General features: G+C 69.7%; 19 protein-coding genes. 12 read left to right on the top strand and 7 right to left on the bottom strand.

Annotated elements, in window-relative coordinates; translation table 11 throughout:
- Positions 1 to 8 precede the first annotated feature (8 nt).
- A complete protein-coding gene (gene edd, locus AC1Z3O_RS34130; RefSeq protein WP_483521599.1) occupies positions 9 to 1,835 on the bottom strand; it encodes a phosphogluconate dehydratase in 1,827 nt (608 codons plus the stop codon).
- Positions 1,836 to 2,103: 268 nt separating this feature from the next.
- Between edd and AC1Z3O_RS34125 the strand changes: the two genes are divergently transcribed.
- Entirely contained in the window at positions 2,104 to 3,099 is a 996-nt protein-coding gene (locus AC1Z3O_RS34125) for a tripartite tricarboxylate transporter substrate binding protein (RefSeq protein WP_483521598.1), read from the top strand.
- Between the two features lie 61 nt (positions 3,100 to 3,160).
- Positions 3,161 to 4,330 (top strand): thiolase, encoded by a 1,170-nt coding sequence (locus tag AC1Z3O_RS34120; RefSeq protein WP_483521596.1) that lies wholly within the window; start codon positions 3,161 to 3,163, stop codon positions 4,328 to 4,330.
- A gap of 102 nt (positions 4,331 to 4,432) precedes the next feature.
- Here AC1Z3O_RS34120 and AC1Z3O_RS34115 read toward each other — a convergent pair whose 3' ends face one another.
- Positions 4,433 to 5,977 carry a class I adenylate-forming enzyme family protein gene (locus AC1Z3O_RS34115; protein ID WP_483521594.1) on the bottom strand — a complete coding sequence of 515 codons (1,545 nt, stop codon included), beginning with the start codon at positions 5,975 to 5,977 and terminating at the stop codon, positions 4,433 to 4,435.
- A 123-nt stretch (positions 5,978 to 6,100) separates the two neighbouring features.
- Entirely contained in the window at positions 6,101 to 6,898 is a 798-nt protein-coding gene (locus AC1Z3O_RS34110; protein WP_483521593.1) for a crotonase/enoyl-CoA hydratase family protein, read from the bottom strand.
- A gap of 214 nt (positions 6,899 to 7,112) precedes the next feature.
- On the opposite strand from AC1Z3O_RS34110, the gene AC1Z3O_RS34105 reads away from it, so the two are divergent.
- The 7 genes from AC1Z3O_RS34105 to AC1Z3O_RS34075 all read left to right on the top strand — a co-directional run bounded on the left by AC1Z3O_RS34105 (position 7,113) and on the right by AC1Z3O_RS34075 (position 14,326).
- On the top strand, positions 7,113 to 7,919 hold the full coding sequence (locus AC1Z3O_RS34105; protein ID WP_483521592.1) for a PaaX family transcriptional regulator: 807 nt from the start codon (positions 7,113 to 7,115) through the stop codon (positions 7,917 to 7,919).
- A 150-nt stretch (positions 7,920 to 8,069) separates the two neighbouring features.
- The gene (gene zwf, locus AC1Z3O_RS34100) at positions 8,070 to 9,518 is read left to right on the top strand and encodes a glucose-6-phosphate dehydrogenase (protein WP_483522139.1); all 1,449 of its coding nucleotides are present in this window, start codon (positions 8,070 to 8,072) and stop codon (positions 9,516 to 9,518) included.
- A 98-nt stretch (positions 9,519 to 9,616) separates the two neighbouring features.
- Positions 9,617 to 10,297 (top strand): 6-phosphogluconolactonase, encoded by a 681-nt coding sequence (gene pgl / locus AC1Z3O_RS34095; protein ID WP_483521590.1) that lies wholly within the window; start codon positions 9,617 to 9,619, stop codon positions 10,295 to 10,297.
- 13 nt (positions 10,298 to 10,310) lie between these two features.
- Complete coding sequence (glk, locus tag AC1Z3O_RS34090; RefSeq protein WP_483521588.1) at positions 10,311 to 11,294, top strand: glucokinase; 984 nt, start codon at positions 10,311 to 10,313, stop codon at positions 11,292 to 11,294.
- A 41-nt stretch (positions 11,295 to 11,335) separates the two neighbouring features.
- Positions 11,336 to 12,049, top strand: a complete 714-nt coding sequence (locus tag AC1Z3O_RS34085) for a response regulator transcription factor (protein WP_483521587.1) — start codon at positions 11,336 to 11,338, stop codon at positions 12,047 to 12,049.
- Positions 12,049 to 13,371: a sensor histidine kinase gene (locus AC1Z3O_RS34080; protein WP_483521585.1), complete on the top strand. Its 1,323-nt coding sequence runs from the start codon at positions 12,049 to 12,051 to the stop codon at positions 13,369 to 13,371. The genes AC1Z3O_RS34085 and AC1Z3O_RS34080 overlap by 1 nt, the downstream gene beginning before the upstream one ends.
- Positions 13,372 to 13,531: 160 nt before the next feature.
- Positions 13,532 to 14,326 (top strand): SDR family NAD(P)-dependent oxidoreductase, encoded by a 795-nt coding sequence (locus tag AC1Z3O_RS34075; protein ID WP_483521583.1) that lies wholly within the window; start codon positions 13,532 to 13,534, stop codon positions 14,324 to 14,326.
- Between the two features lie 403 nt (positions 14,327 to 14,729).
- Here the strand turns inward: AC1Z3O_RS34075 and AC1Z3O_RS34070 are convergent, their stop codons facing one another.
- Both AC1Z3O_RS34070 and AC1Z3O_RS34065 read right to left on the bottom strand, forming a co-directional pair.
- Positions 14,730 to 15,203: a MarR family winged helix-turn-helix transcriptional regulator gene (locus tag AC1Z3O_RS34070; RefSeq protein ID WP_483521582.1), complete on the bottom strand. Its 474-nt coding sequence runs from the start codon at positions 15,201 to 15,203 to the stop codon at positions 14,730 to 14,732.
- Positions 15,204 to 15,523: 320 nt separating this feature from the next.
- Entirely contained in the window at positions 15,524 to 16,330 is an 807-nt protein-coding gene (locus tag AC1Z3O_RS34065) for an IclR family transcriptional regulator (RefSeq protein ID WP_483521580.1), read from the bottom strand.
- Between the two features lie 130 nt (positions 16,331 to 16,460).
- Between AC1Z3O_RS34065 and AC1Z3O_RS34060 the strand changes: the two genes are divergently transcribed.
- Complete coding sequence (locus tag AC1Z3O_RS34060) at positions 16,461 to 17,924, top strand: NAD-dependent succinate-semialdehyde dehydrogenase (protein WP_483521579.1); 1,464 nt, start codon at positions 16,461 to 16,463, stop codon at positions 17,922 to 17,924.
- A 146-nt stretch (positions 17,925 to 18,070) separates the two neighbouring features.
- Positions 18,071 to 19,231: an iron-containing alcohol dehydrogenase gene (locus tag AC1Z3O_RS34055; RefSeq protein ID WP_483522138.1), complete on the top strand. Its 1,161-nt coding sequence runs from the start codon at positions 18,071 to 18,073 to the stop codon at positions 19,229 to 19,231.
- A gap of 63 nt (positions 19,232 to 19,294) precedes the next feature.
- On the opposite strand, the gene AC1Z3O_RS34050 is transcribed toward AC1Z3O_RS34055, so the two are convergent.
- Together AC1Z3O_RS34050 and AC1Z3O_RS34045 are read right to left on the bottom strand one after the other, a co-directional pair.
- Entirely contained in the window at positions 19,295 to 21,148 is a 1,854-nt protein-coding gene (locus tag AC1Z3O_RS34050; protein WP_483521577.1) for an amidohydrolase, read from the bottom strand.
- Positions 21,149 to 21,215: 67 nt separating this feature from the next.
- Positions 21,216 to 21,515, bottom strand: coding sequence for a DUF1427 family protein (locus AC1Z3O_RS34045; protein WP_483521575.1), 300 nt, complete (start codon positions 21,513 to 21,515; stop codon positions 21,216 to 21,218).
- A gap of 355 nt (positions 21,516 to 21,870) precedes the next feature.
- Here AC1Z3O_RS34045 and AC1Z3O_RS34040 point away from each other — a divergent pair, with 355 nt between their 5' ends.
- A complete protein-coding gene (locus AC1Z3O_RS34040) occupies positions 21,871 to 22,566 on the top strand; it encodes a hydrolase (RefSeq protein ID WP_483521573.1) in 696 nt (231 codons plus the stop codon).
- Positions 22,567 to 22,571: the final 5 nt, after the last annotated feature.

The following is a 22,571-nucleotide window of genomic DNA, read 5'->3' as shown; positions in this document are numbered from 1 at the left end:
TGCCCGCCTCAGTCCTCCGTCGAGAACAGCGTGCAGGCGCCTTCCTCCGCGCTGCTGACCTGGCGGCGGAAGGTGGCGAACAGGTCGCGGCCCACGCCGTGGCGGTTGACGTCCAGATCGGGGCGCAGGGTCTCGCGCGCGGCCCACTCGGCCGCGGGCACCTTCACCGTCAGCGTGCCGGCGGGCGCATCCACGCGCACCATGTCGCCATCGCGCACCTTGCCGATGGCGCCCCCGGCCAGCGCTTCCGGACAGACGTGGATGGCTGCCGGCACCTTGCCCGAGGCACCCGACATGCGGCCGTCCGTCACCATGGCCACGCGGAAGCCGCGCTCCTGCAGGATGGTCAGCGTGGGCGTGAGCTTGTGCAGCTCGGGCATGCCGCAGGCCGCCGGGCCCTGCCACGGCAGCACGGCGACGAAGTCGCGCTCCAGCTCGCCGCGCTTGAATGCCGCCAGCAGATCGTCCTGGCGCGCGAACACGATGGCCGGCGCCTCCACCACCTGGTGCTCGGGTTTGACCGCCGAGGTCTTGATGACGGCGCGGCCCAGCTCGCCCACCAGTACCTTGATGCCGCCGTCCGGCGCAAAGGGCTGGTCGGCGCCGCGCACGATGCTGTCGTCCAGCGGCGCTGCGGGCCCGTCGATCCAGCTCAGCGCGCCATCGCGCAGCACCGGCTCGCGCGTGTAGTCGGCTAGGCCCTGACCCACCACGGTGGTGACGTCGTCGTGCAGCAGCCCGAGCGAGAGCAGGGCGCGGATCACCACCGGCAGGCCGCCAGCGGCCTGGAACTGGTTTACGTCGGCCTTGCCGTTGGGATAGATGCGCGCCAGCAGCGGCACGGCTGCCGACAGCTCGTGGAAGTCATCCCAGCTCAGCAGGATGCCGGCCACGCGCGCCATCGCCAACAGGTGCATCGTGTGGTTGGTCGAGCCGCCGGTGGCCAGCAGTCCGACCATGCCGTTGACGAAAGCGCGCTCGTCGAGCACCTCGGCGATGGGCGTGTAGCGCGGGCCGCCGTGCACCAGGCGCAGCGCCTGGCGCGCGGATTCGCGCGTCAGCGCCTCGCGCAGCGGCGTGCCGGGGTTGATGAAGGCGGTGCCCGGCAGATGCAGGCCCATCATCTCCATCAACATCTGGTTGGAATTGGCCGTGCCATAGAAGGTGCAGGTACCTGGCCCGTGGTAGGAGTGCATCTCGGCCTCGAGCAGCTCCGCGCGGCCGATCTTGCCCTCGGCGTAGCGCTGGCGCGTCTGCGCTTTCTCGTCATTGCTCATGCCGGTGGTCATCGGTCCGCCGGGCACGAACACGGTGGGCAGGTGGCCGAAGGAGAGCGCGCCCATCACCAGCCCGGGCACGATCTTGTCGCACACGCCCAGGCACAGCACGCCGTCGAACATCTGGTGCGACAGTGACACCGCGGTGGCCAGCGCGATCACATCGCGCGAGAACAGCGACAGGTCCATGCCCTCCTGGCCCTGCGTTACGCCATCGCACATGGCAGGCGTGCCGCCGGCGAACTGCGCGGTGCCGCCGGCCTCCAGCGCGGCTTCCTTGATCCATTGCGGAAAGGCCGCCAGTGGCTGGTGCGCCGACAGCATGTCGTTGTAGGCCGAGACGATGGCCAGGTTGGGCCGCTCCTCCGCCTTGAGGCGGAATTTGGCGGCATCCGGCATGGCCGCCATGGCATGGGCGAGATTGGTGCACGAAAGGTGCGAGCGCTCCACCTTGTGGCCCGCCATGGCGCGCGTGCGCGCGAGATAGGCCTGGCGGGTGGCGGCGCTGCGGGCCACGATGCGTGACGTGACCCGATCGAGGACGGGGTGGCGCGGCATGGGCTTCTCCTGCGGGGAAGGTTTCAGACTAGCGCAGTTTGGTGCGGGTTGCAGCCCTGGCGGCCCGGTGCGTCATTGGGGTGCGTCATTGCCGCGCTGTGCGCGGGTATTTGAATTCCGCGAATCCCTGATTCGAATCTTTCGGATGGCCGGCGGCGGGAGGCTAAAAATATACTCGACATGGCCCCGGGCCCTGGCCTCTCCGCCGGCAGGCTCGGCCAGCACCGACACGGCGATGGCGGACAACAACGACCTATCCGGAGACACCATGCACACCATCCCAGCCCGCCTGCGCACGCTCGTCTTGTGCGGCGCGGCCATGGCCGCGCTCTGCGCCGCCGCGCCGGCCCGATCCCAGCCCGAGGGCTATCCGTCCCGCCCTGTCACCATCGTCGTGGCCTTTGCGCCGGGTGGCATGACCGACATCGTGGGCCGATTGCTCGCTGCGGAACTGTCGCAAGCCTTCAAGCAGAGCTTCGTGGTGGAGAACCGCCCGGGTGCAGCCGGCCAGGTCGGCACCGAGTACGTGGCACGCAAGCCGGCTGACGGTTATACGCTGTTGCTGAGCGCGACCGGGCACGTGATCGCGCCGGCGGTCCAGAAGCAGGTGCGCTACCAGCCGGTCAAGGACTTCGAGCCGATCTCACTGATCGCGCGAGCGCCCAACCTGCTGGTGGTCAATCCCACTGTGCCGGCCCGCACCGTGCCCGAGTTCGTCAAATGGGCCCGCAGCCAGCCGAGCGTGCCGTACGGATCGGCTGGCGTGGGCGGCTCTACGCACTTGGCCGGAGAGCTGTTCCGTCAGGTCGCCGAGGTGCCGCTTGTCCACGTGCCGTACAAGGGGGCGTCGCCCTCCACCAACGATGTAGTGGCCGGCCAGATCTCCGTCGCGTTCCAGGACTCGATGAGCGTGTCCGCCTTTATCGCCGCAGGCAAGCTGCGGCCGCTCGCCGTCACCAGCGCGCAGCGCAGCAAGCTGTTCCCCGAGCTGCCCACCATTGCCGAGGCCGGTTACCAGCACTATGACCTCTATACCTGGCTGGGCCTGTATGCGCCGGCCGGCACGCCGCCCGCCATCGTGGCCGCGTTGAACCGCGAGGCCAACCGCATCATGCGTTCACCGGAAATGGTGGAGAAGCTGCGCAAGCAGAGTGCCGAGGCCGAGGGCGGCCTCGATCCCGCCGCCTTCCGCAAGTATGTGGAGTCGGAAGTGGCCAAGTGGCAAGGTACCGTCGAGCTGACGGGGGTCAAGGTGTCGGAGTGACGGCAGGCTGGCATGTTTCCGGCCGAACGGCCGTACTGGATCGAACCGCACAGGAGGCATGATGAACCGACCAGACAGCGCGCAGCGCGGCACCATCGCCATTCTCGGCACCGGCCTGGCCGGCCTGGGCCATGCCGGCGGGCGGACCGAACAGGAGATCATCGCGCAGGCCGCCCATGCCGCAGTGCGCGCCAGCGGCCTGCGCATGGCCGACATCGACGGCATCATCACTTCCAGCCTGACCTCGCCGTGGTGGGTGATGCGCATGGCCGAGTACCTGGGCATCCGACCGCGCTTCTCGGACAGCACCATGTTCGGTGGCTCGTCCTTCATCGCCGACCTCAAGATCGCCGCGATGGCGATCAACGCGGGGGAATGCGACAACGTTCTCATCTGCTACGGCGCCACGCCGCGCAGCGCGCCCAGCAGTTCGCGCATCAACGCCATGCGCGCGGCGCTCGATCCCCAGCCCTACGAGCATCCGTACCAGCCGTTCAATCCTGCCAGCAGCTATGCGCTGGCCGCCGCGCGCCACATGCACCAGTACGGCACCACACGCACCCAGCTTGCCGAGGTGGCCGTGGCCGCGCGCCAGTGGGCCCAGCGCAATCCCGACGCCTTCGCGCGCGAGCCGCTGAGCATCGACGACGTGCTCAACGCGAAGATGGTTTCCGATCCCCTGACCGTGCGCGACTGTTGCCTGGTGACCGATGGCGCCGGCGCGTTCGTGGTCACCCGCGCCGAGCATGCACGCGGGCGGCATGCGCAGCCGGTCTATGTGCTCGGCTGCGGCCACGCGCACTGGCACCGCCAGATCTCCTGCATGGACGACCTGACGGTGACGCCAGCGGTGGATTCGGGCCGGCAGGCCTTCGCCGAGGCCGGCCTGAGGCCTGCCGACATCGACGTGGTGGAGCTGTACGATGCCTTCACCATCAACCCGATCCTGTTTCTCGAAGACCTGGGCTTCTGCGCCAAGGGCGAGGGCGGCGCCTTCGTCTCTGGCGGGCGCATCGCGCCGGGTGGCGATTTCCCGATGAATACCAACGGCGGCGGGCTGTCCTGCACGCATCCTGGCATGTACAGCATCTTCCTGGTGATCGAGGCCGTCACGCAGTTGCGCCGCGAGGGCGGCGCGCGCCAGGTCGACGGTGCCGAGGTGGCGCTCGTGCACGGCAACGGCGGCGTGCTGTCGAGCCAGGCCACGGCCATCCTTTCCATTTCACGCTGACAGGCGGCGCGCCCGCGCGCCGCTGCTGCTCAGGCTGCTGGCCGAGGGGCGCCGCGCGTTCGATGCCTGAGGCCCGGCGCCCCTGGCGTTCCGGCCCGGGTGTCAGGCCAGGCCGGCCTCCCGGCAGCGCTCGCGCACCGCCTTGCGGTTGAGCTTGCCCACCGCGGTCTTGGGGATCTCCGCGGCGAAGCGCACGCTGCGCGGCTTCTTGTAGGACGCGAGCTGCGCGGCCACATGCTCGACCAGCGCGGCCGCCAGCGCCTCGTCCTGTGCATGGCCGGCGTGCACCACGACCACGGCGGTGACCGCTTCCACCCACTTGTCGTCCGGCAGGCCGACGACCGCGCATTCGCGTACCGCAGGGTGGCTCAGCAGCGCGTTCTCGACCTCGCTCGGGTAGACGTTGTAGCCGCCGCTGACGATCATGTCGGAAGTGCGGTCCTTCAGATACAGGAAGCCGTCGGCGTCGAACACACCGACGTCGCGCGTGCGCACCCAGCCGTCGGGCAGGAAGGTCTGCGCGGTCAGTTCGGGCGCGTTGTGGTAGCCGGCGACGCTGGACGGCGCGCGCACTGCGATCTCGCCCGGTTCGCCCGGCGGCACCGCCTTGCCGGCCTCGTCCACGAGCCGCACCTCTACGTCCAGTGCGACCTGGCCGCAGGCGCCGAGCCGCTCGCCATGGTGATCCTCGGGCCGCAGCACGGCGAGGCACAGCGGCGCTTCGGTCTGGCCGTAGTACTGCCAGAAGCGGTGGCGGCCCCAGACGGCCATGGCGCGCTCGATCACGGCGCGTGGCATGGGCGAGGCACCATAGATCACGTAGCGCAAGGCATCCACCTGGGTGGTGGCCATTGCCGGGGATTCCAGCAGCATCTGCAGCATGGTCGGCACCAGGTTGATGGCGGTGGCGCGTTCGCGCTCCAGCGCCGCCAGGAAGGCGGCCGGTTCGAACCCCGGCAGCACCACGGTCTTGCCGCCGCGCAGCCAGAACGGCAGCACGAAGACGCCGCTGGCGTGGATCAGCGACGCGGCGTGCAGCATCACGTCGTCGGGCGTGGCCGGCAGCAGGTTGAGCAGCACGTTGCGGCAGATCGCGGCGTAGGAGCGCTGCGTGTGGCGGGCGGCCTTGAGCACGCCGGTGGTGCCCGACGTGAACAGCGTCAGGATGACGTCGTCCTCATGCACCTCGACCTCGGGGTCGGTGGCGGGTTGGCTGCGGGCACTGGCGGCGAGGTCGGCGCCGCCGGGCAGGCTGCTGTCCAGGCCGAGGCAGGCCAGGCCCGGGCGGGCCGTGCGCAGCGCATCGGCGCGCTCGGCCAGGTCCGCGCCGAACACCAGCATGCGGCAGCCGGTTTCCTCCAGCATGCGCAGGTGCTCTGCAAGCGACAAGCGCGCGTTCAGGGGCACGCGGTTAACGCCCGCCTTCACACAGGCGAAGTCCAGCGGCACGCTGTAAAGACCGTTGTTGACCAGCAGCGCCACCATCTCGCCCTTGGCAGCGCCGGCGGCGCGCAGGGCGTGCGCCAGACGGGCGCTCAGGGCGTCGACTTCGGCAAAGCTCAGGCGGTGCTCGCCATGGACGAGGGCGGTGCGCGCGCCGTGCTGGGCGGCGCCGCGGCGGATCAGTTCGAGGGTGGTGACGGACATGTGGGAGTCTCGCAGAAATGGGTACGCTTTGGTCCTGATGGCAAGCCCGGTGAGGCCTGTGCCGTGCGGCGGAGGCGCACGGCACCTTCCGCTGGGTCAGGGCTCAGTTAGCCGGGCCGGGGCTCAGTTGGCCTGCGCGGGGTGGTCCGGCCCGCCATGGCGGCCGGCGCCGTCGACAAAGCGCTGCGCGCCGCCGATGCCCTCGGCGAAGACGATGGGTGCGCCATGCGCGCCTTCGGCACGCAGTGCCGCGTCCAGCGGCAGGTCCCACTGTGCGTAGGCCGAGGCGCGGTCGGCCAGCATGCAGCGCTGCGGGAAGGCGGCGATCTCCCGCGCCAGCGCCTCGGCGGCGGAGCGGGCCTCGCCTGGCTCCACCAGCCGGTTGGCCAGGCCCATGGTCAGCGCCTCTTCGGCGGGCACCGGGCGTCCGGTCAGGATCATGTCGAGCGCGCGACCCATGCCGACGGCGCGCGGCAGCCGCACGGTGCCGCCGTCGATCAGCGGTACACCCCAGCGCCGGCAGAACACGCCGAAGACGGCGTCGCGCTCGGCCACGCGCAGGTCCGCCAGCAGCGCGAGTTCCAGTCCTCCCGCCACCGCGTAGCCGCTGACCGCGGCGATCAGCGGCTTGGACAGCGCCATGCGGGTGGGCCCCATCGGCCCGCTGCCGCCGCCTGCCGGATCCAGTTCGTGGCGCCGCGCGGGATCGCCCACGGCGGTCAGGTCGGCGCCCGCGCAGAAGTGGCCGCCTGCGCCCCACAGCACCGCCACGCGCAACGCGTGGTCGGCCTCGAAGGCTTCGAACGCCTCTCGCAGCGCGGCGGCCATGGCGCCGTCGACGGCATTCCGCTTGTCGGCGCGGTCGAGGATGATGGTGCAGACCGGACCGTCGGTCTCGGTCCTGACATAGTGATCGGGCATTGTCTCCGTCCTGGTGGGGCCGCATGCCGGCGCGCGGCGCTGCGGTGAATTTATTACATGAAATGATACATTCTGTCGTTTCGAGAAATATTCATCGTATACCCGGTCCCGCCGCAAGGGTCCCGCTTGGCGATGGGTCTTGCGCCGTACGTGTCACAATCTCGGCTGCAATATGACTCTCCGACCGATGCACCGACCGATTGACCGAGCGACCATGGCTGCCAAGGGTGGTATCGAAATCGAAGCGCCGTCCGCGACCGACCTGGTGCTCGACCTGCTGTTCGCGCACCCCCGCCAGGCGCTGACGGTGCAGGCGCTCGCACGCGCCGCCGAGTTGATGGACATCGCCACGCCGGCCGTGCGCGTGGCGCTGACACGCCTGCAGCGCCAGGGGCGCGTAGCCAAGGTCGGCCGCGGCAGCTACGCGGTAAGGGCCGAGGGCAATCCCGCGCACCACGAGGTGCAATACTGGTTCGACAAGGAGAGCCGGCTGCGCGACTGGAAGGGCGACTGGCTGGTCGTGCACGACGCCGCCGTGCCGCGCAGCGCCAAGGCCTTGTGGCGGCGCCACCAGCGCGCACTCGAGCTGTACGGCTTCCGCGCCCTGGATGCCGCGCTGTGGGTGCGGCCGGACAACCTCGACGGCGGCGCGCCGGCGATGGAGTCGGCGCTGCGCCGCCTCGGCCTGGCGCAGGGCGCGCTGGTGTTCAGCGGCCGGCAGTTCGATGCGGCCAGCGCGGTGCGCATGGTGCGGCTTTGGAACGTGTCCGCCATCCTGGCGGGTTACCGCCAGGCCCAGGCGCTGCTGGCGCGCAGTTCGGCCAAGCTCGCGCGCATGAGCGCGGAGGCGGCCGCGCGCGAGACGATGCTGGTCGGCCGCGCGGTGATCCGCGCCATCGTGCGCGATCCCCTGCTGCCCGAAGCCATCCTGCCTGGTGAGCAGCGGCGCGCGCTGATCGACGCCACGCGCGCCTACCAGGATCGGGCGCTGGCGATCTGGCAAGATTTGCTGCAGGCGTAGGCAGCAGGCGCCGCGTTTGCCGGCCGACTCGCCAAGCCGGGGCGAGTCACGTAAACTGGCTGGAACTTATGCGGCGCAAACGCGCACTCAGTTCTGTGCCCGCGTGTGTCGCCGGGCCAGCCAGTGCTAAACAAGGAGCCCAGGGTGAGCATGCCCGATTTCGACATGGTGCTGTTCGGCGGCACCGGTGACCTGGCGCGGCGCAAGCTGCTTCCGGCACTCTTCGACGCCCATCGCGCGGGCCTGCTGCACCCGGCCGCGCGCATTCTCGCCACGGGCAGCCGTGCTTCGACCACCGAGGAATACCTGGCCACGCTGGAGGAAGGCGTGCGGCCGGGGCTGGAGCACGCGCCCCCTGAGGCCTGGGCTTCGTTCCTCGCACGGTTCGCCTACGTCCAGGCCGATGCGCGCGATCCGTCCCATTTCGACGAACTGGCGCGCCAGGTGCAGTTGCGTGCGCCGGGCGTGGTGGTCTGCTACCTGGCCACCGCACCCCAGCTCTTCGTGCCGATCTGCGAGCAGCTCGGGCGCACCGGCCTCAACCACCCGGGCGTGCGCATCGTGCTGGAGAAGCCGCTGGGCCGCGACCTGGAGTCATCGGAGGCGATCAATACGGCGGTGGCGCGCTACTTCGCCGAGGACCAGATCTACCGCATCGACCATTACCTGGGCAAGGAGTCGGTGCAGAACCTGATGGCGATCCGCTTCGGCAACGCCCTGTTCGAGCCGCTGTGGCGGCGCGAATGGGTGCAGGACGTGCAGATCACCATTGCCGAGGAACTGGGCGTGGAGACGCGCGGTGACTTCTACGACCGCATCGGCGCGCTGCGCGACATGGTGCAGAACCACCTGCTCCAGTTGCTGTGCATGGTGGCCATGGAACCGCCCGCCAGCCTTTCCGAGGACGCCATCCGCGATGAGAAGATCAAGATCCTGAAGGCGCTCAGGCCCATCACCCCGCAGGAGGTGGCGGAGAAGACCGTGCGCGGGCAGTACCGCGCGGGCGCCGTGGGCGGCAAGCCGGTGCCGGGCTATCTGGAGGAGCGCGGCATCGCGGCCGACAGCCGCACCGAGACCTTCGTCGCCATCAAGGCCGAGATCGCCAACTGGCGCTGGGCCGGCGTGCCCTTCTACCTGCGTACCGGCAAGCGCATGCAGGCGCGCGTGGCGGAGATCGTGATCCATTTCCGCGATGTGCCGCATGCGATCTTTCCGCGGCCGCTCGGCCTGTCGCCGCAGAACCGGCTGGTGATCCGCCTGCAGCCCGAGGAGAGCATCCGGCTGTACTTCCTGGTCAAGCAGCCGGGCGACACGGTGGCGCTCACGCAGACCTCGCTCGACCTGGACCTGGCCAACTCCTTCAAGGCACGCCGCGCGGGGGCCTACGAGCGCCTGCTGCTCGACGTGATCCGTGGCCGCCTCGGCCTGTTCGTGCGGCGCGATGAGCAGGTGCAGGCCTGGCGCTGGGTCGAGCCGATCCTGGAGACCTGGTGTGACAGCCTGGTGCCGCCCAAGTCCTACACGGCCGGCACCTGGGGCCCGGCGGCCTCGTCGGCGCTGCTGTCGCGCGACGACGCACTGTGGCATGAAGAGGTCTAGCGCGGCGTGCCGGCCGCGCGGGGCGGATGGGAACGGGACTGAATGGGACGCAGCGGGATTGAGCGGGACGACTGAACGGGAATAAGGGGAGACAGACCATGCGGTATTTCGAACATGCGTCGTTGGGCGACCAGGCCGAATCGCTGGCCATCTCGGTGGGCCATGCGCTCGACCTGGCCATCGGCGTCAAGGGATGGGCGGTACTGGCCGTATCCGGCGGGCGCTCGCCGGTGGCCATGTTCGAGCGGCTGCGCCACCGCCCCGTGCGCTGGGAGGCGGTCACGGTCACGCTGGTCGACGAGCGCGCGGTGCCCCCCGAGCATGCCGATAGCAATGGTGCGCTGGTGCGCCAGCACCTGCTGCGCGAGGGCGCGGGGCGCGCCCACTTCGTGCCGCTGGTGGCCGACGCGGCCGATGCTGCCGATCCGGCACGGGCGGTGGCCCGCCTCAATGCCGCGTACCACCAGCCGGATGTCGTGGTGCTGGGCATGGGCGAGGACGGCCACACGGCTTCGCTGTTCGCCGACGCCCCGGAATTGCAGTCCGCATTGAGCGAGCCGTCGCCCGGCTATCTCGTGACACACCCTGCGCAGGCACCGCATGCGCGCATCACGCTGAACCTGGCCGCGCTGCTGGCCGCGGAGCGCGTCTTTCTTTCGCTGGCCGGCGAGGCCAAGGCCGACGTGCTGGCACGGGCGCGCCGGCAACCCACACCGGCCCTGCCCGTGAGCCTGGTGCTGGCCCAGCATCGTCACGGACTCGACGTCTTCCGTGCCTGAGCAGCGGAGCGACATGTCCTCGACCGCCACCTATCCGCGCCTGCTTGCCGACGTCGGCGGCACCAATGTGCGATTCGTGCTGGAAAGCGCGCCGCAGCGCTTCGGTTCCGTCACTTCGTTCAAGGTCGCGGAATTCCCCTCGCTCGAGGCCGCCATCCGCCGGTTCCTCGCCGGCTTCGGCGCGGCGCCGCGCCATGCCGCCGTGGGGCTGGCCAATCCGATCACCGGCGACCGCGTCAAGCTGACCAACCATAGCTGGTCCTTCTCCATCGAGGGCATGCGGCAGTCGCTGCGCCTGGATACGCTGCTGGCCATCAATGACTTCACCGCACTCGCGCTGGCGCTGCCGTACCTGCCGGCGCAAGGACTGGCCGAGGTGCGTGCGGGCGAGGCGCAGGCCGGCGCGCCGTGCGCGCTGATCGGTCCCGGCACCGGCCTGGGCGTGTCAGGACTGGTGCCCGGACTTGCGGGCGCGCCCCCGGTGGCGCTGGCCGGCGAGGGCGGTCATATCGGCCTGACACCCGAAACGGACGATGAGTGGGTGGCCTGGCGCGCAGCGCATCGCGCCCACGGCCATGTCTCCGCCGAACGGCTGCTGTCCGGCAGCGGGCTGTCGCTGATCCATGCCGCGCTGGCCGCAGAAACGGGTACGCTTTTGCTTGCGCCGCTGTCGGCCGAGCAGGTCACAAACGGGGCGCTGCAGCTTGGCGATCCGCTGTGCCAGCGCAGTTTCCGCGTGTTCTGCGGGCTGCTGGGTTCGGTGGCGGCCGACGTGGCCCTGGTGCTTGGTGCGCGCGGCGGCGTATACATCGGCGGCGGCATCGTGCCGCGCTTTGTCGAGGCGCTGCGGGCCTCAGCCTTTTGCGAGCGCTTCGACAGCAAGGGCCGCATGCACGACTATCTGGCTGCCATGCCCATCCACGTGATCACAGCCGAGTATCCGTCGCTGTGGGGCCTGTCCGCCGCACTGAGGCATGCCGTGCCCGCTGGCGGCTGAGCCGCGGCGAGCGTACCCATTTCTTCTTCGCGTTCAAGACCATGCGAGTACTGTTGGTGGAAGACGATGCCATGATCGGCGATAGCGTCAAGCTGGCGCTGCGCCAGGAAGGCTTCACGGTCGACTGGGTGCAGGACGGCGAGACCGGCCTGTCCGCCGCGGGAGGGCAGGGCGAGGATGCCTGCTATGACATCGTGCTGCTCGACCTTGGCCTGCCGCGTCGCTCGGGGCTGGATGTGCTGCGCACGCTGCGCGCCCGCGGCGTGCGTACGCCGGTGCTGATCCTGACCGCGCGCGACGCGGTGGCCGACCGCGTCGCCGGGCTCAACGCCGGTGCCGACGACTACCTGGTCAAGCCCTTCGATCTGCAGGAACTTGCCGCGCGCATGCACGCGCTGGCCCGCCGCGCCGAGGGCCGCGCCGAGCCCCTGCTGCGCCACGGCGACATCGTGCTGAACCCGGCTACGCGCGAAGTCACTTTGGCCGGCGATTCGGTCCACCTGTCCGCGCGCGAGTTCGCCTTGCTGTCCGCGCTGCTGGCGCGGCCCGGCAAGGTCTGGTCGGTGGCGCAACTGCAGGAACGCCTGTACGGCTGGGACGACGAGGTCGGCAGCAATACGGTGGAGGTCTACATCCATGCTCTGCGCAAGAAGCTGGGCGCGGCACTGATCCGCAATATCCGCGGCGTCGGCTACGTGGTGCCGCGGCCGGAGGACGCTGGCGGCGCGCAGGGCAAGGGGGAGGCAGCTTCCTGATGCGCTCGATCCAGCGGACCTTGCTGTGGTGGCTGGCCGCCGGCCTGCTTGCCGGCATCGCCATCGCCACCGTGCTGATCTACGGACAGGCGCGCCAGGAAGCCAACGCGCTGTTCGACTACCAGATGAAGCAGGTGGCGGCCGCGCTGCCCAGCCAGTTCAGCGATCCGGTCGCGCCGCCGCTGCCGGCCGGTCCGACAGTAGACTTGCTGCACGGCGACGAGGACGTGGTGATCCACATCTGGGATGGTTCGGGGCGCAGCCTTTACCTCTCGCATGCGCACCCCGCGCTGCCGCCGCAGGTCGAACTCGGCTTCTCCGACGTCAGGACCGACCAGGGCGAGTGGCGCATCTACAGCGTGCAGCTGGGGCCGGCCGTGGTACAGATCGCGCAGCCGATGAGCGCGCGCCGCACGCTGGCTGCGCGCATGGCCTTGCGCACCGTGGCGCCGCTGCTGTTGCTGCTGCCACTGCTGGGCTGGCTGGTCTGGCTGGCGGTGGGGCGCGGCCTGCAGCCCTTGCGCGAGATTGCCGACGAGGTGCGCGCGCGCGATGCCGCCACCCTGGCGCCGCTGGCCGCGCGCGCCATGCCTGACGAGGTGGCACCGTTGAGCGAGGCACTGAACCAGCTGCTGGCGCGGCTGGCGCACGCCATCGATACCCAGCGGGCCTTCGTGGCCGACGCGGCGCACGCCCTGCGTACGCCGCTGGCGGCGCTGCAGTTGCAGGCCCAGCTGGTGGAGCGAGCCGAGGGCGCCCAGGCACGGCAGGAGGCGGTCGCGCGGCTGCGCCAGGGGCTGGAGCGGCTGACCCACCTGGTGAACCAGTTGCTGACGCTGGCGCGCCAGGAGCCCGGCGCCACGCCGCCGCCGCACGAGCAGGTGGATCTGCGCGCGCTGGCGGAGTCGGTGGTGGCCGACATGACACAGGCCGCGCTGGACCGCGACATCGACCTGGGCCTGGACGCGGGCGCCGGCAGTATCGCCGTCAGCGGCGATGCCGACGCGCTGCGCATCCTGCTGACCAACCTGGTCGATAACGCCCTGCGCTACATCGCGGCGGGTGGCAGAGTCGACGTGCAGCTCCGCCAGGGCAGCGCGGGCGGCGTGGAGCTGGCCGTCACGGACAACGGCCCGGGCATCCCGGCTGACGAACGCGCGCGCGTGTTCGACCGTTTCTACCGCCTGGCGGAGGCCCCCAGCGGCGGCAGCGGCCTCGGCCTGGCCATCGTGGCCGAGATCGCCCAGTCGCACGACGCCCAGGTCATGCTGGAAGACGCGGCGCCCGGCCTGCGCGTACGGGTGGTGTTTCCGGCGCTCTGAGGGCGGGGAAGGCGGCGCATTCTATCCACGCTGCACGAAAGGCGCCGGTGCGGGCTCATGCCGTTCAGTTGGGATTGGATTTCCGCAGGACCCAGCTCGCGACCGCGGGCCTTCATCGGACCTCGCGCGCGCCATGCCGCGCGCCAACCGGAGCCATACCATGCAGATCGATCTCAGCGGCAAGACCGCACTCGTCACCGCGTCCACGGCCGGCATCGGCCTGGCCATCGCCAAAGGCCTGGCCGCCACCGGCGCCGAAGTCGTGCTCAACGGCCGCCGTGAAGACAGCCTGAATGCCGCCATCGACGCCGTGCGCGCGGCGGTGCCTGGCGCGCAGGTGCGCGGCGCCGCCGCCGACGTGGGCACCGCAGCCGGTTGCGCCGCACTGGTCGCAGCCGTGCCGTCGGTGGACATCCTGGTCAACAACGCCGGCATCTACGGCCCCAAGGACTTCTTCGCGCTCGATGATGCGGACTGGTCCCGCTACTTCGAGCTGAACGTCATGTCGGGCGTGCGGCTGGCGCGCGCCTACGTGCCTGGCATGCAGGCGCGCGACTGGGGACGGGTGGTGTTCATCTCGTCGGAGTCGGGGCTCAACATTCCTGAGGACATGATCCACTACGGCTTCAGCAAGACCGCGCAGCTGTCGATCTCGCGTGGCCTGGCCAAGCGCCTGCGCGGCACCGGCGTGACTGTCAATGCTGTGCTGCCCGGTCCGACCTTGTCCGAGGGCGTGGCGGAGATGATCAAGGAGGCCGCCGCCAAGGAGGGCGTGAGCGTGGAGGCGGCCGCAACGGCCTTCGTCAAGGCGAAGCGGCCCAGTTCCATCCTGCAGCGTGTGGCGACGGTGGAGGAGGTGGCGAACATGGTGGTCTACGTCTGTTCGCGCCAGGCCTCGGCGACTACCGGTGCCGCACTGCGGGTCGACGGCGGCGTGGTGGACACCATCGCCTGAGGCCTGCGGGCGAAGCCCGGCGCCAGCGCAGCCGGGTTTGCCGCACGCAGAAATGGGTACGCTTCGGGGCCGGGAGGCGAAGCGCCGCGCCCGCGAACGCCGCCGTCATGCCGGCGGCGGGCTCCCGCTCCCAAGCGCAGCAGCGGGCCTTGGGGTGAGGGAGGGCCTTCGCCGGGGCGACTGCGCACGCTTCGCGCAAGCGCTTGCCTATGCCTTTACCCCCGCTTTCCCTCCCTGAGCGGGAGCGCGGACCAAAGCGCCATTGCACACGTCAAGGGACGCGGAGAAGGCCGCGCGTCACCCTGGATCCGCGTCCGCATAAGGCTGCGCGGAGCACGCAGAAATGGGTACGCTTCGCCCTTGGGATGTTCGCGCGTGGTCCGCCTGCGCCACTATCGCGCCGCTATTCCCCGGCACCGTCCTCGCCGTCGGCTTCTGCGCGGCTCCCGGCATGCGCGACCAGCCGGTCCAGCATGCCGCCCAGCAGGGCTTGCTCCTGCGCGTCGAGGCAGCCGAAGATATCTTCATTGAGCTGCGCGATCACACCGATCGCCTTGCGGTAGAGCGGCCGGCCGCGCGCGGTGAGCGTCAGTACGACGCCGCGCCCGTCCTCGGCGCTGGTTTCCTTGCTGACCAGGCCGCGCTCGACCAGCGCCTGGGCGCTGCGGCTGGCCTGGCCCTTGGTGAGATTGGCACGCTGCGCCAGCATATTGACTGAGACCGGCTCGAAGGCGCCGATCGCCGCCAGGCAGCGGCCTTCACCCAGCGGCAGTCCACATTGCGCCAGGTAGGCTTCGGTACTGTCCCGCTCGCTCAGCTTGTTGACCTGGTGCAGGCGGTAGGTAAGGAACTGGTCGAGTAGGGGCAGCGGCTTCATGGTGTCGATTCCGGTACGGGCGCCAGCGACTTTACACGTCGCTGGCGCGCCGCGCATCCTCGATGGCGCGCCGCACCGGCTCCGCGTCGTTCTCGCGGCGGTTCAGTGCCAGGCGCGGGGCGGCCAGGCCTGTGAACGCCGTGACATGGGATGATCCATCGCTGGGTCAATCGGCTTTGTGCTCAACGATAGCCCAATAATAGTTGCGCACGAAACCAGTGTATACCCAGGCGCGGAAGCCCGGCGTGGCAGCCTGGGGCCGTAGCCGCAGTGCGCCCTGCGCCCTGTGCCAGGCGGCAGCGCACGGCCCAGGGCCAGGCTCAGCCAGGCATGCCCAGGCGGCGCGACAGCGCGGCCGCCACCGCCGCCAGCCGCGTGCCGATCTCGCGCACGGCTTCAGGCGTGGCCTCGTGGTCGAGCAGGCTGACCGCGATGCCGGCCACCGGCGCACCGGAGAAGTCGCGGATGGGCGCGCCGATGCAGTGCATGCCTTCGCGGATCTGGCCGTCGTCGATGGAGTAGCCGCGCTCGCGCGTGGCCTGCATCTCCGCCAGGAAGGCCGCCATGCCGGGCACGCTGTGCGCGGTCAGTCCCTGAGGCCAGGTCTTGCCGAAGCGCTGGCGCAGCGCTTCGTCGGGCAGCGCGCTGAGCAGGATCTTGCCGGTCGCGGTAAACGGCGCGGGCAGCCGCATGCCGATGCGGAAGGTGAAGCCAAGCGGCGCGGCGCTGTTGCGGCACGCCAGATAGACCACATCGCGCCCTTCCAGCACGCTGAGCGTGACGGTGTGGCTGCTCAGCTCCGCATGCTCGGCGAAATAGCGCTGGAACTCGCCGACCAGGTCGAACTGCGCCAGGAAGCCATTGGCCCAGTGCATGGGGTGGGCGCCGACCCGGAAGGTGCCATCCGCCGCCCGCGCCAGCAGGCCGAGTTCGGCCATGGTTGCCAGCAGCCCGTGCGCACTGCTCTTGGGCAGGCCCAGCGCGCGCGCCAGGTCGGCCGCCGTGGGCGGCGCAGCGGCCGTGCTGACGAAATCCAGGATCCTCACGGCACGGCGCAGGGCGGGCACGGATTCGCCCTGGGGCGACATGTCTTCCTGTCCGCCGTCGTGCGCGCGGTTCGCATCCATCCTTGACAAAGCCCCTCCCGGCAAACTAAAAATCCAGTCTATGCGTTCAATATAGCGATCTTAGTTCAACCTATTGAACCAATCAAGCCATATTGAGCCAGTCACCCGACCGGCACGGTCACCAACCGGAGTGGAAAACTTGCTGACGCTGCAATCTCCCGCGCTTCTGCGCGATCAATGCCTTCTCGACGGACGCTGGCAGGAAGCCGCGGACGGTGCCGTGATCGAGGTGCGCAATCCCGCCGACGGCACGCTGGTCGGAAGCGTGCCCGCACTGGGTGCGCTGGCCATAGAGCAGGCCGTGGCCGCCGCCGACAAGGCATTCAAGGGCTGGTCGCGGCTGGCGCCGCAGGAACGCTCGGCGGTGCTGATGCGCTGGTTCCAGCTCATCCTGGCCAATGCCGACGACATCGCCGCGCTGATGACCGCCGAGCAGGGCAAGCCGCTCGCGGAAGCCAAGGGCGAGGTGCGCTACGCCGCATCCTTTATCGAATGGTTCGCCGAGGAGGCCAAGCGCACCTACGGCGACGTGATTCCCGCCCCGCAGACCGATAAGCGGCTCATGGTGATCAAGCAGCCGGTCGGCGTTTGCGCCGCGATCACGCCGTGGAACTTCCCTGCCGCGATGATCACGCGCAAGGTGGCGCCGGCGCTGGCCGCCGGCTGCACCATCATCGTCAAGCCGGCCGAACAGACGCCGCTGACCGCGCTGGCGCTGGGCGAACTGGCGGTGCAGGCCGGCGTGCCGGCGGGCGTGCTGCAGATCGTCACCGGCGATGCGCGCGTGGTCGGTGGCGTGCTGACGGCCAGCGACAAGGTGCGCAAGCTCTCCTTCACCGGCTCGACCGAGGTCGGCCGCATCCTGATGGCGCAGTGCGCGCCGACCATCAAACGGCTCTCGCTGGAACTGGGCGGCAATGCGCCCTTCATCGTGTTCGACGACGCGGACCTGGACGCCGCCGTCGAGGGCGCGCTGGCATCCAAATACCGTAACGCCGGCCAGACCTGCGTCTGCGCCAACCGCCTCTATGTGCAGTCCGGCATCTACGACGCCTTCGCCGAGCGCCTGACGCAGCGCGTGCAGGCGCTCGCGGTGGGTGCCGGCACGCTGCCTGGCGTGCTGATCGGGCCGTTGATCGATGACGCGGCCGTCGACAAGGTGGAGAGCCACGTGGCCGACGCGGTCGCCAAGGGCGCGAAGGTGGTGACGGGCGGCAAGCGCCACGCGCTGGGGGGCCTGTTCTACGAACCTACCGTGCTGACCGGCGTCACGCAGCAGATGCGCGTGGCGCGCGAGGAGACCTTCGGCCCGGTGGCGCCGCTGTTCCGCTTCGACACCGAGGAGGAAGTCATCGCCATGGCCAACGACACCGAGTTCGGCCTGGCCGCCTACTTCTTCACTGAGAACGCGGGCCGCGCCTGGCGCGTCGGTGAGGCGCTCGAGTATGGCATGGTGGGACACAACACGGGCCTGATCTCCAACGAGGTCGCGCCGTTCGGCGGCGTCAAGCAATCCGGCCTCGGCCGCGAGGGCTCGAAGTACGGCATCGACGAGTACATGGAGATGAAGTATCTGTGCTCGGCGATCCGCTGAACGCCGCCACGCGCTCGGGCCAGGCGCCCGGGCGCCATTGGGAGTTGGACTGAAGCGCTGAACGAGGTACCGGCCGGACGCATCGGCCGGATGCAAGGAATGGCCGTGGCCAGGCCGCGGCCCATAGCGAGGAGACTAGCGTGGCAATGCAGGCTTTCGAGTTCCGGACGGTACCGTCCATCCAAGTGGAGTGGGGCGGCGCGGCCCGGCTGGGCGAGCTGCTCGCGGCCCGCCATGCGCAGCGCCGCGCGCTGCTGGTCACCGACGCCGGGCTGGTCAAGTGCGGGCTGACCGCACCGATCGAGACCAGCCTGCGGGCCGCCGGCTTTGACGTCACCGTCTTCGACGACGTCGTCGCCGATCCGCCCGAGGCGACCTTGCTGGCCTGCGTGGCGCAAGGCAGGGAGGCCGGCGCCGACATCGTGGTCGGCCTGGGCGGGGGTTCGCCGCTCGACGTGGCCAAGCTCGCCGCTGTGTTGCTGGAGTCGCAGCAGCCGCTGTCCGCGCTGTACGGCATCGGCAATGTACGCGGCGGGCGGCTGCCGCTGGCGCTGGTGCCCACCACCGCGGGCACGGGCTCGGAGGTGACCAACATTTCCATCCTGACCACGGGCGAGACCAGCAAGATGGGCGTGGTCGCGCCGCAGCTCTATGCCGACGCCGTGCTGCTCGACGCGCAGCTCACGCTGGGCCTGCCGCGCCTGGCGACCGCGGCCACCGGCATCGACGCGATGGTCCACGCGATCGAGGCCTACACCGGGCGCCACAAGAAGAACCCGCTGTCCGACGCGCTGGCGCGCGAGGCGCTGCGCCTGCTGGGCGGCAACCTGCTGGCTGCTTGCAGGGACGGCAGCAACCGCGCCGCGCGCGAAGCCATGCTGCTGGGTGCGACGTTGGCCGGACAGGCCTTCGCCAACTCACCGGTGGCGGCCGTGCACGCACTCGCCTATCCGCTGGGCGGCCACTATCACGTGCCGCACGGCCTGTCGAACGCGCTGATGCTCGGTCCTGTGCTGCGCTTCAATGCCCGCGCCGCCGCGCCGCTGTACGCGGAGCTGGCCGACGTACTGGGCGTGCCGGCCGTGGGCGGAGGGGACGTGCAGGCGCGTTCGGCCGCCTTCGTCAGCGCGATCGAGCATCTGATGGATGAGAGCGGCGCGCCGCGCCGGCTGCGCGACGCGGGCGTCAGCGAAGACAGCCTGACGATGCTCGCGGCCGATGCCATGAAGCAGACGCGCCTGCTGGTCAACAACCCTGTGGACGTGACCGAGGCAGACGCGCTGGCGCTCTACCGCGAAGCGTTCTGATGCCGCAGGCCGCCGGGCCGCGTGGCCCGGCCGCGCCGGCTGCGCTGGCCCACTGCCGGAACGCTAGAAAGCCCAGCAGGAACAGCCCAGCGCGCCCCAGAACTCGCGCTGCTGGCCGTCGCCTACCGCGCCCATATAGGCGCGGTCATGGGCGTGGCCATGCACGCCGCAGCTGCGCGCACAGCCGCACATCGATGCATAGGCCCGCCGCTGCGGCGCGCCGGCCTGGTGGTAGCCGCCGAAGGTGCGCACCGGCGACCAGTCGGGCATCGCCGCCGGCAGCGCCGGCGCGTGGCTCGCATAGTCGCCGCTGCCGTGCACGATCTTGCCGCCCAGCACCGTCAGCACCGATTCGATGCCGGCGATGTCGTCCTCGGGCACGGTCATGTAGTCGGCAGTGAGCACCGCCAGGTCGGCGTACTGCCCGGCCTGGATCTGCCCCTTGACGCCCTGCTCGTTCGAGAACCAGGTGTTGTCGACCGTCCATAGCCGCAGCGCCTTTTCCCGATCGAGCAGGTTGCTCTGCGGATAGAGCCGCATGCCGCCCACGGTCTTGCCGGTCACCAGCCATGCCAGCGACACCCAGGGGTTGTAAGAGGCCACGCGCGTGGCATCAGTGCCGCCGCCCACCGGCAGGCCGGCCGCCAGCATGCGGCCGATCGGCGGCGATTGCTCGGCCGCCTGCGCGCCATAGCGCTCGACGAAGTACTCGCCCTGGTAGGCCATGCGGTGCTGTACCGCAATGCCGCCACCGAGCGCGGCGATGCGGTCGATGTTCTTCGGCGTGATGGTCTCGGCATGGTCGAAGAACCAGTGCAGGCCATTGAAGGGGATGTCGCGGTTGACCTTCTCGAACACGTTGAGCGCGCGCTCGATCGTTTCGTTGTAGGTGGCATGCAGCCGCCAGGGCCAGCGGTTCTGCGCCAGCACGCGCACCACGGCCTCGAGCTGGTCTTCCATCTGCGGCGGCATGTCGGGCCGCTCCACGCGGAAGTCCTCGAAGTCAGCGGCCGTGTAGACCAGCATTTCGCCGGCGCCATTCTGGCGGTAGTAGCCGTCGCCATCGCCCGGCTTGACCTGCTTGACCCAGCCGCTGAAGTCGGCCAGCTCGGCGCCGTTGTGCTGGGTGAAGAGGTTATAGGCGATACGCAGCGTCAGCTCGCCGTCCTTCGCCAGCTTCTCGACGATCTGGTAGTCCTCGGGATAGTTCTGGAAGCCGCCGCCGGCATCGATCACGCCGGTCAGGCCCAGCCGGTTCAACTCGCGCATGAAATGACGCGTGGAGTTGAGCTGGTACTCCGGCGGCAGCTTGGGTCCCTTGGCCAGCGTCGCATAGAGGATGGTTGCGTTCGGCTTGGCCAGCAGCAGGCCGGTGGGGTTGCCCTGCGCATCGCGCTGGATCTCGCCGCCCGGGAACTCGGGCGTGTCCTTGGTGTAGCCTGCCGCGCGCAGCGCGGCGCGGTTCAGCAGCGCACGGTCATACAGGTGTAGCAGGAAGACCGGCGTGTCCGGCGCCACCGCATTCAATTCGTCCAGCGTGGGCAGGCGCTTCTCGGCGAACTGGTGCTCGGTGAAGCCGCCGACCACGCGCACCCATTGCGGCGCCGGCGTCGCGTCCACCTGCCGCTTGAGCATGGCCATGGCATCGGCGAGCGAGCGCACGCCGTCCCAGCGCAACTCCATGTTGTAGTTCAGCCCGCCGCGGATCACATGCAGGTGGCTGTCGATCAGGCCGGGAATCACGCGGCGTCCCTTCAGGTCGATCACCACAGTGCGGTCGTCGGCGTGGGCCAGCACCGACGCGTTGTCGCCGACGGCGGTGAATTTGCCGCCGGACATGGCGACGGCCTCGGGGGCGGGGTTGGACGGGTCGAGCGAGGTGATGCGCCCGTTGTGCAGGATGAGGTCCGCTGGCATGGCGAGGGTTCCTTGTCGTCCGTGGTGGCGTTTGGTGGCCGATGGAGGCCTTTTGGGGGCAGTGGGGTCAGGCCTTGTCCCGCTTATCGGGCGCCGCGCCCGGGGCGGCCTGCGGATCGCGGTGCTCTGCGCCGGGCTGCTGCGCAATGCCAGTGATTTTCGGGACACACTCAGAGGAGAACCAGGACAGCGTCACCGGCGTGCCGGACAGCAGGCGCTTGACGGTCGGCACCGCCTGCTCGCCGATCAGCATGCCCAGCAGGCCGAGCAGCGCCACGGCCGGAGGCGCCGGCGAACGCACGCCGAGCAGTGCATAAATGATGCCGACAAGGATGCCGGTGGCCAGGGAGATCACATAGAGCTTCATGTCGCCGTCCTTTCACTGTCCCGTGAAGGGTGACCTGGCGCGAAGGCCGTGCCGGGCCATCCCAGCAGTGCAGTCTAGTTTTCGGGACCGTGAAAGAGAAATTGGATTTTTCGACGAAGCCGCTCGAAAGATTTGTTCGCGCGATTGCGCGCGCCCGCCTACCATGAACGGGCGCCGCGTATGGGGCCAGCGCGCTCTATGCGGCGCTTCATTGAACTGACATCCCGCCAGCGCCGCCCGTATCACGCGCAGCCCACCCGACCGATGAACAGCATGCCGGCCGGCCCGGCGGAAACCGCCCGCGCCCACACAGGGCGATGTTGTTGACCGCAACCCTCGACAGGTGGAACCGACCATGAGCAATCCCAAGCTTGAAGTCCTCACGCCCCAGAATTGCCAGCTGATCTTCATCGATCACCAGCCGCAGATGGCGTTCGGCGTCCAGTCCATCGACCGCCAGGTCTTGAAGAACAATGTCGTCGCCCTTGCCAAGGGCGCAAAGATCTTCGGCATCCCGACCACCATCACCACGGTCGAGTCGGAAAGCTTTTCCGGATACACCTATCCCGAGCTGCTCGACGTATTCCCGCAGCAGAAGCTGTTGGAACGCACGTCGATGAATTCCTGGGACGACCAGAAGGTGCGCGACGCGCTCAAGGCCAACGGGCGCAAGAAGGTGGTCGTGGCCGGGCTGTGGACCGAGGTGTGCAACAACACCTTTGCGCTGTGCGCCATGGACGAGGGCGGCTACGAGATCTACATGGTCGCCGATGCCTCGGGCGGCACCAGCAAGGAGGCGCACGACTACGCGATGCAGCGCATGATCCAGGCCGGCGTGGTGCCGGTGACCTGGCAGCAGGTGGTGCTGGAGTGGCAGCGCGACTGGGCGCGCAAGGACACCTACGACTCGGTGATGAAGCTGGTGAAGGAGCACTCGGGCGCCTACGGCATGGGCGTGGACTACGCCTACACCATGGTGCACAAGGCGCCGCAACGCGCCGAGGGCAGCCACGAGGTGCTGGCGCCGGTAGCGGCCAAGATCAAGGCCTGAGCGGG

This window comes from Cupriavidus sp. 09_S30 (genome assembly GCF_056930435.1).
Note: the sequence above shows the minus strand (reverse complement) of the source record. Positions and strands in the feature narration are given on the sequence as shown.

Bases quoted from the DNA above. Each gene is read 5' to 3' on its own strand.
- pgl (WP_483521590.1), top strand. From the start codon at position 9,617: ATGCGGTATTTCGAACATGCGTCGTTGGGCGACCAGGCCGAATCGCTG.
- AC1Z3O_RS34125 (WP_483521598.1), top strand. From the start codon at position 2,104: ATGCACACCATCCCAGCCCGCCTGCGCACGCTCGTCTTGTGCGGCGCG.
- AC1Z3O_RS34050 (WP_483521577.1), bottom strand. From the start codon at position 21,148: ATGCCAGCGGACCTCATCCTGCACAACGGGCGCATCACCTCGCTCGAC.
- glk (WP_483521588.1), top strand. From the start codon at position 10,311: ATGTCCTCGACCGCCACCTATCCGCGCCTGCTTGCCGACGTCGGCGGC.
- AC1Z3O_RS34080 (WP_483521585.1), top strand. From the start codon at position 12,049: ATGCGCTCGATCCAGCGGACCTTGCTGTGGTGGCTGGCCGCCGGCCTG.
- AC1Z3O_RS34055 (WP_483522138.1), top strand. From the start codon at position 18,071: ATGCAGGCTTTCGAGTTCCGGACGGTACCGTCCATCCAAGTGGAGTGG.
- zwf (WP_483522139.1), top strand. From the start codon at position 8,070: ATGCCCGATTTCGACATGGTGCTGTTCGGCGGCACCGGTGACCTGGCG.
- AC1Z3O_RS34115 (WP_483521594.1), bottom strand. From the start codon at position 5,977: ATGTCCGTCACCACCCTCGAACTGATCCGCCGCGGCGCCGCCCAGCAC.
- AC1Z3O_RS34120 (WP_483521596.1), top strand. From the start codon at position 3,161: ATGAACCGACCAGACAGCGCGCAGCGCGGCACCATCGCCATTCTCGGC.
- AC1Z3O_RS34065 (WP_483521580.1), bottom strand. From the start codon at position 16,330: ATGGATGCGAACCGCGCGCACGACGGCGGACAGGAAGACATGTCGCCC.
- AC1Z3O_RS34075 (WP_483521583.1), top strand. From the start codon at position 13,532: ATGCAGATCGATCTCAGCGGCAAGACCGCACTCGTCACCGCGTCCACG.
- AC1Z3O_RS34070 (WP_483521582.1), bottom strand. From the start codon at position 15,203: ATGAAGCCGCTGCCCCTACTCGACCAGTTCCTTACCTACCGCCTGCAC.
- AC1Z3O_RS34085 (WP_483521587.1), top strand. From the start codon at position 11,336: ATGCGAGTACTGTTGGTGGAAGACGATGCCATGATCGGCGATAGCGTC.
- AC1Z3O_RS34040 (WP_483521573.1), top strand. From the start codon at position 21,871: ATGAGCAATCCCAAGCTTGAAGTCCTCACGCCCCAGAATTGCCAGCTG.
- AC1Z3O_RS34045 (WP_483521575.1), bottom strand. From the start codon at position 21,515: ATGAAGCTCTATGTGATCTCCCTGGCCACCGGCATCCTTGTCGGCATC.
- AC1Z3O_RS34105 (WP_483521592.1), top strand. From the start codon at position 7,113: ATGGCTGCCAAGGGTGGTATCGAAATCGAAGCGCCGTCCGCGACCGAC.
- edd (WP_483521599.1), bottom strand. From the start codon at position 1,835: ATGCCGCGCCACCCCGTCCTCGATCGGGTCACGTCACGCATCGTGGCC.
- AC1Z3O_RS34110 (WP_483521593.1), bottom strand. From the start codon at position 6,898: ATGCCCGATCACTATGTCAGGACCGAGACCGACGGTCCGGTCTGCACC.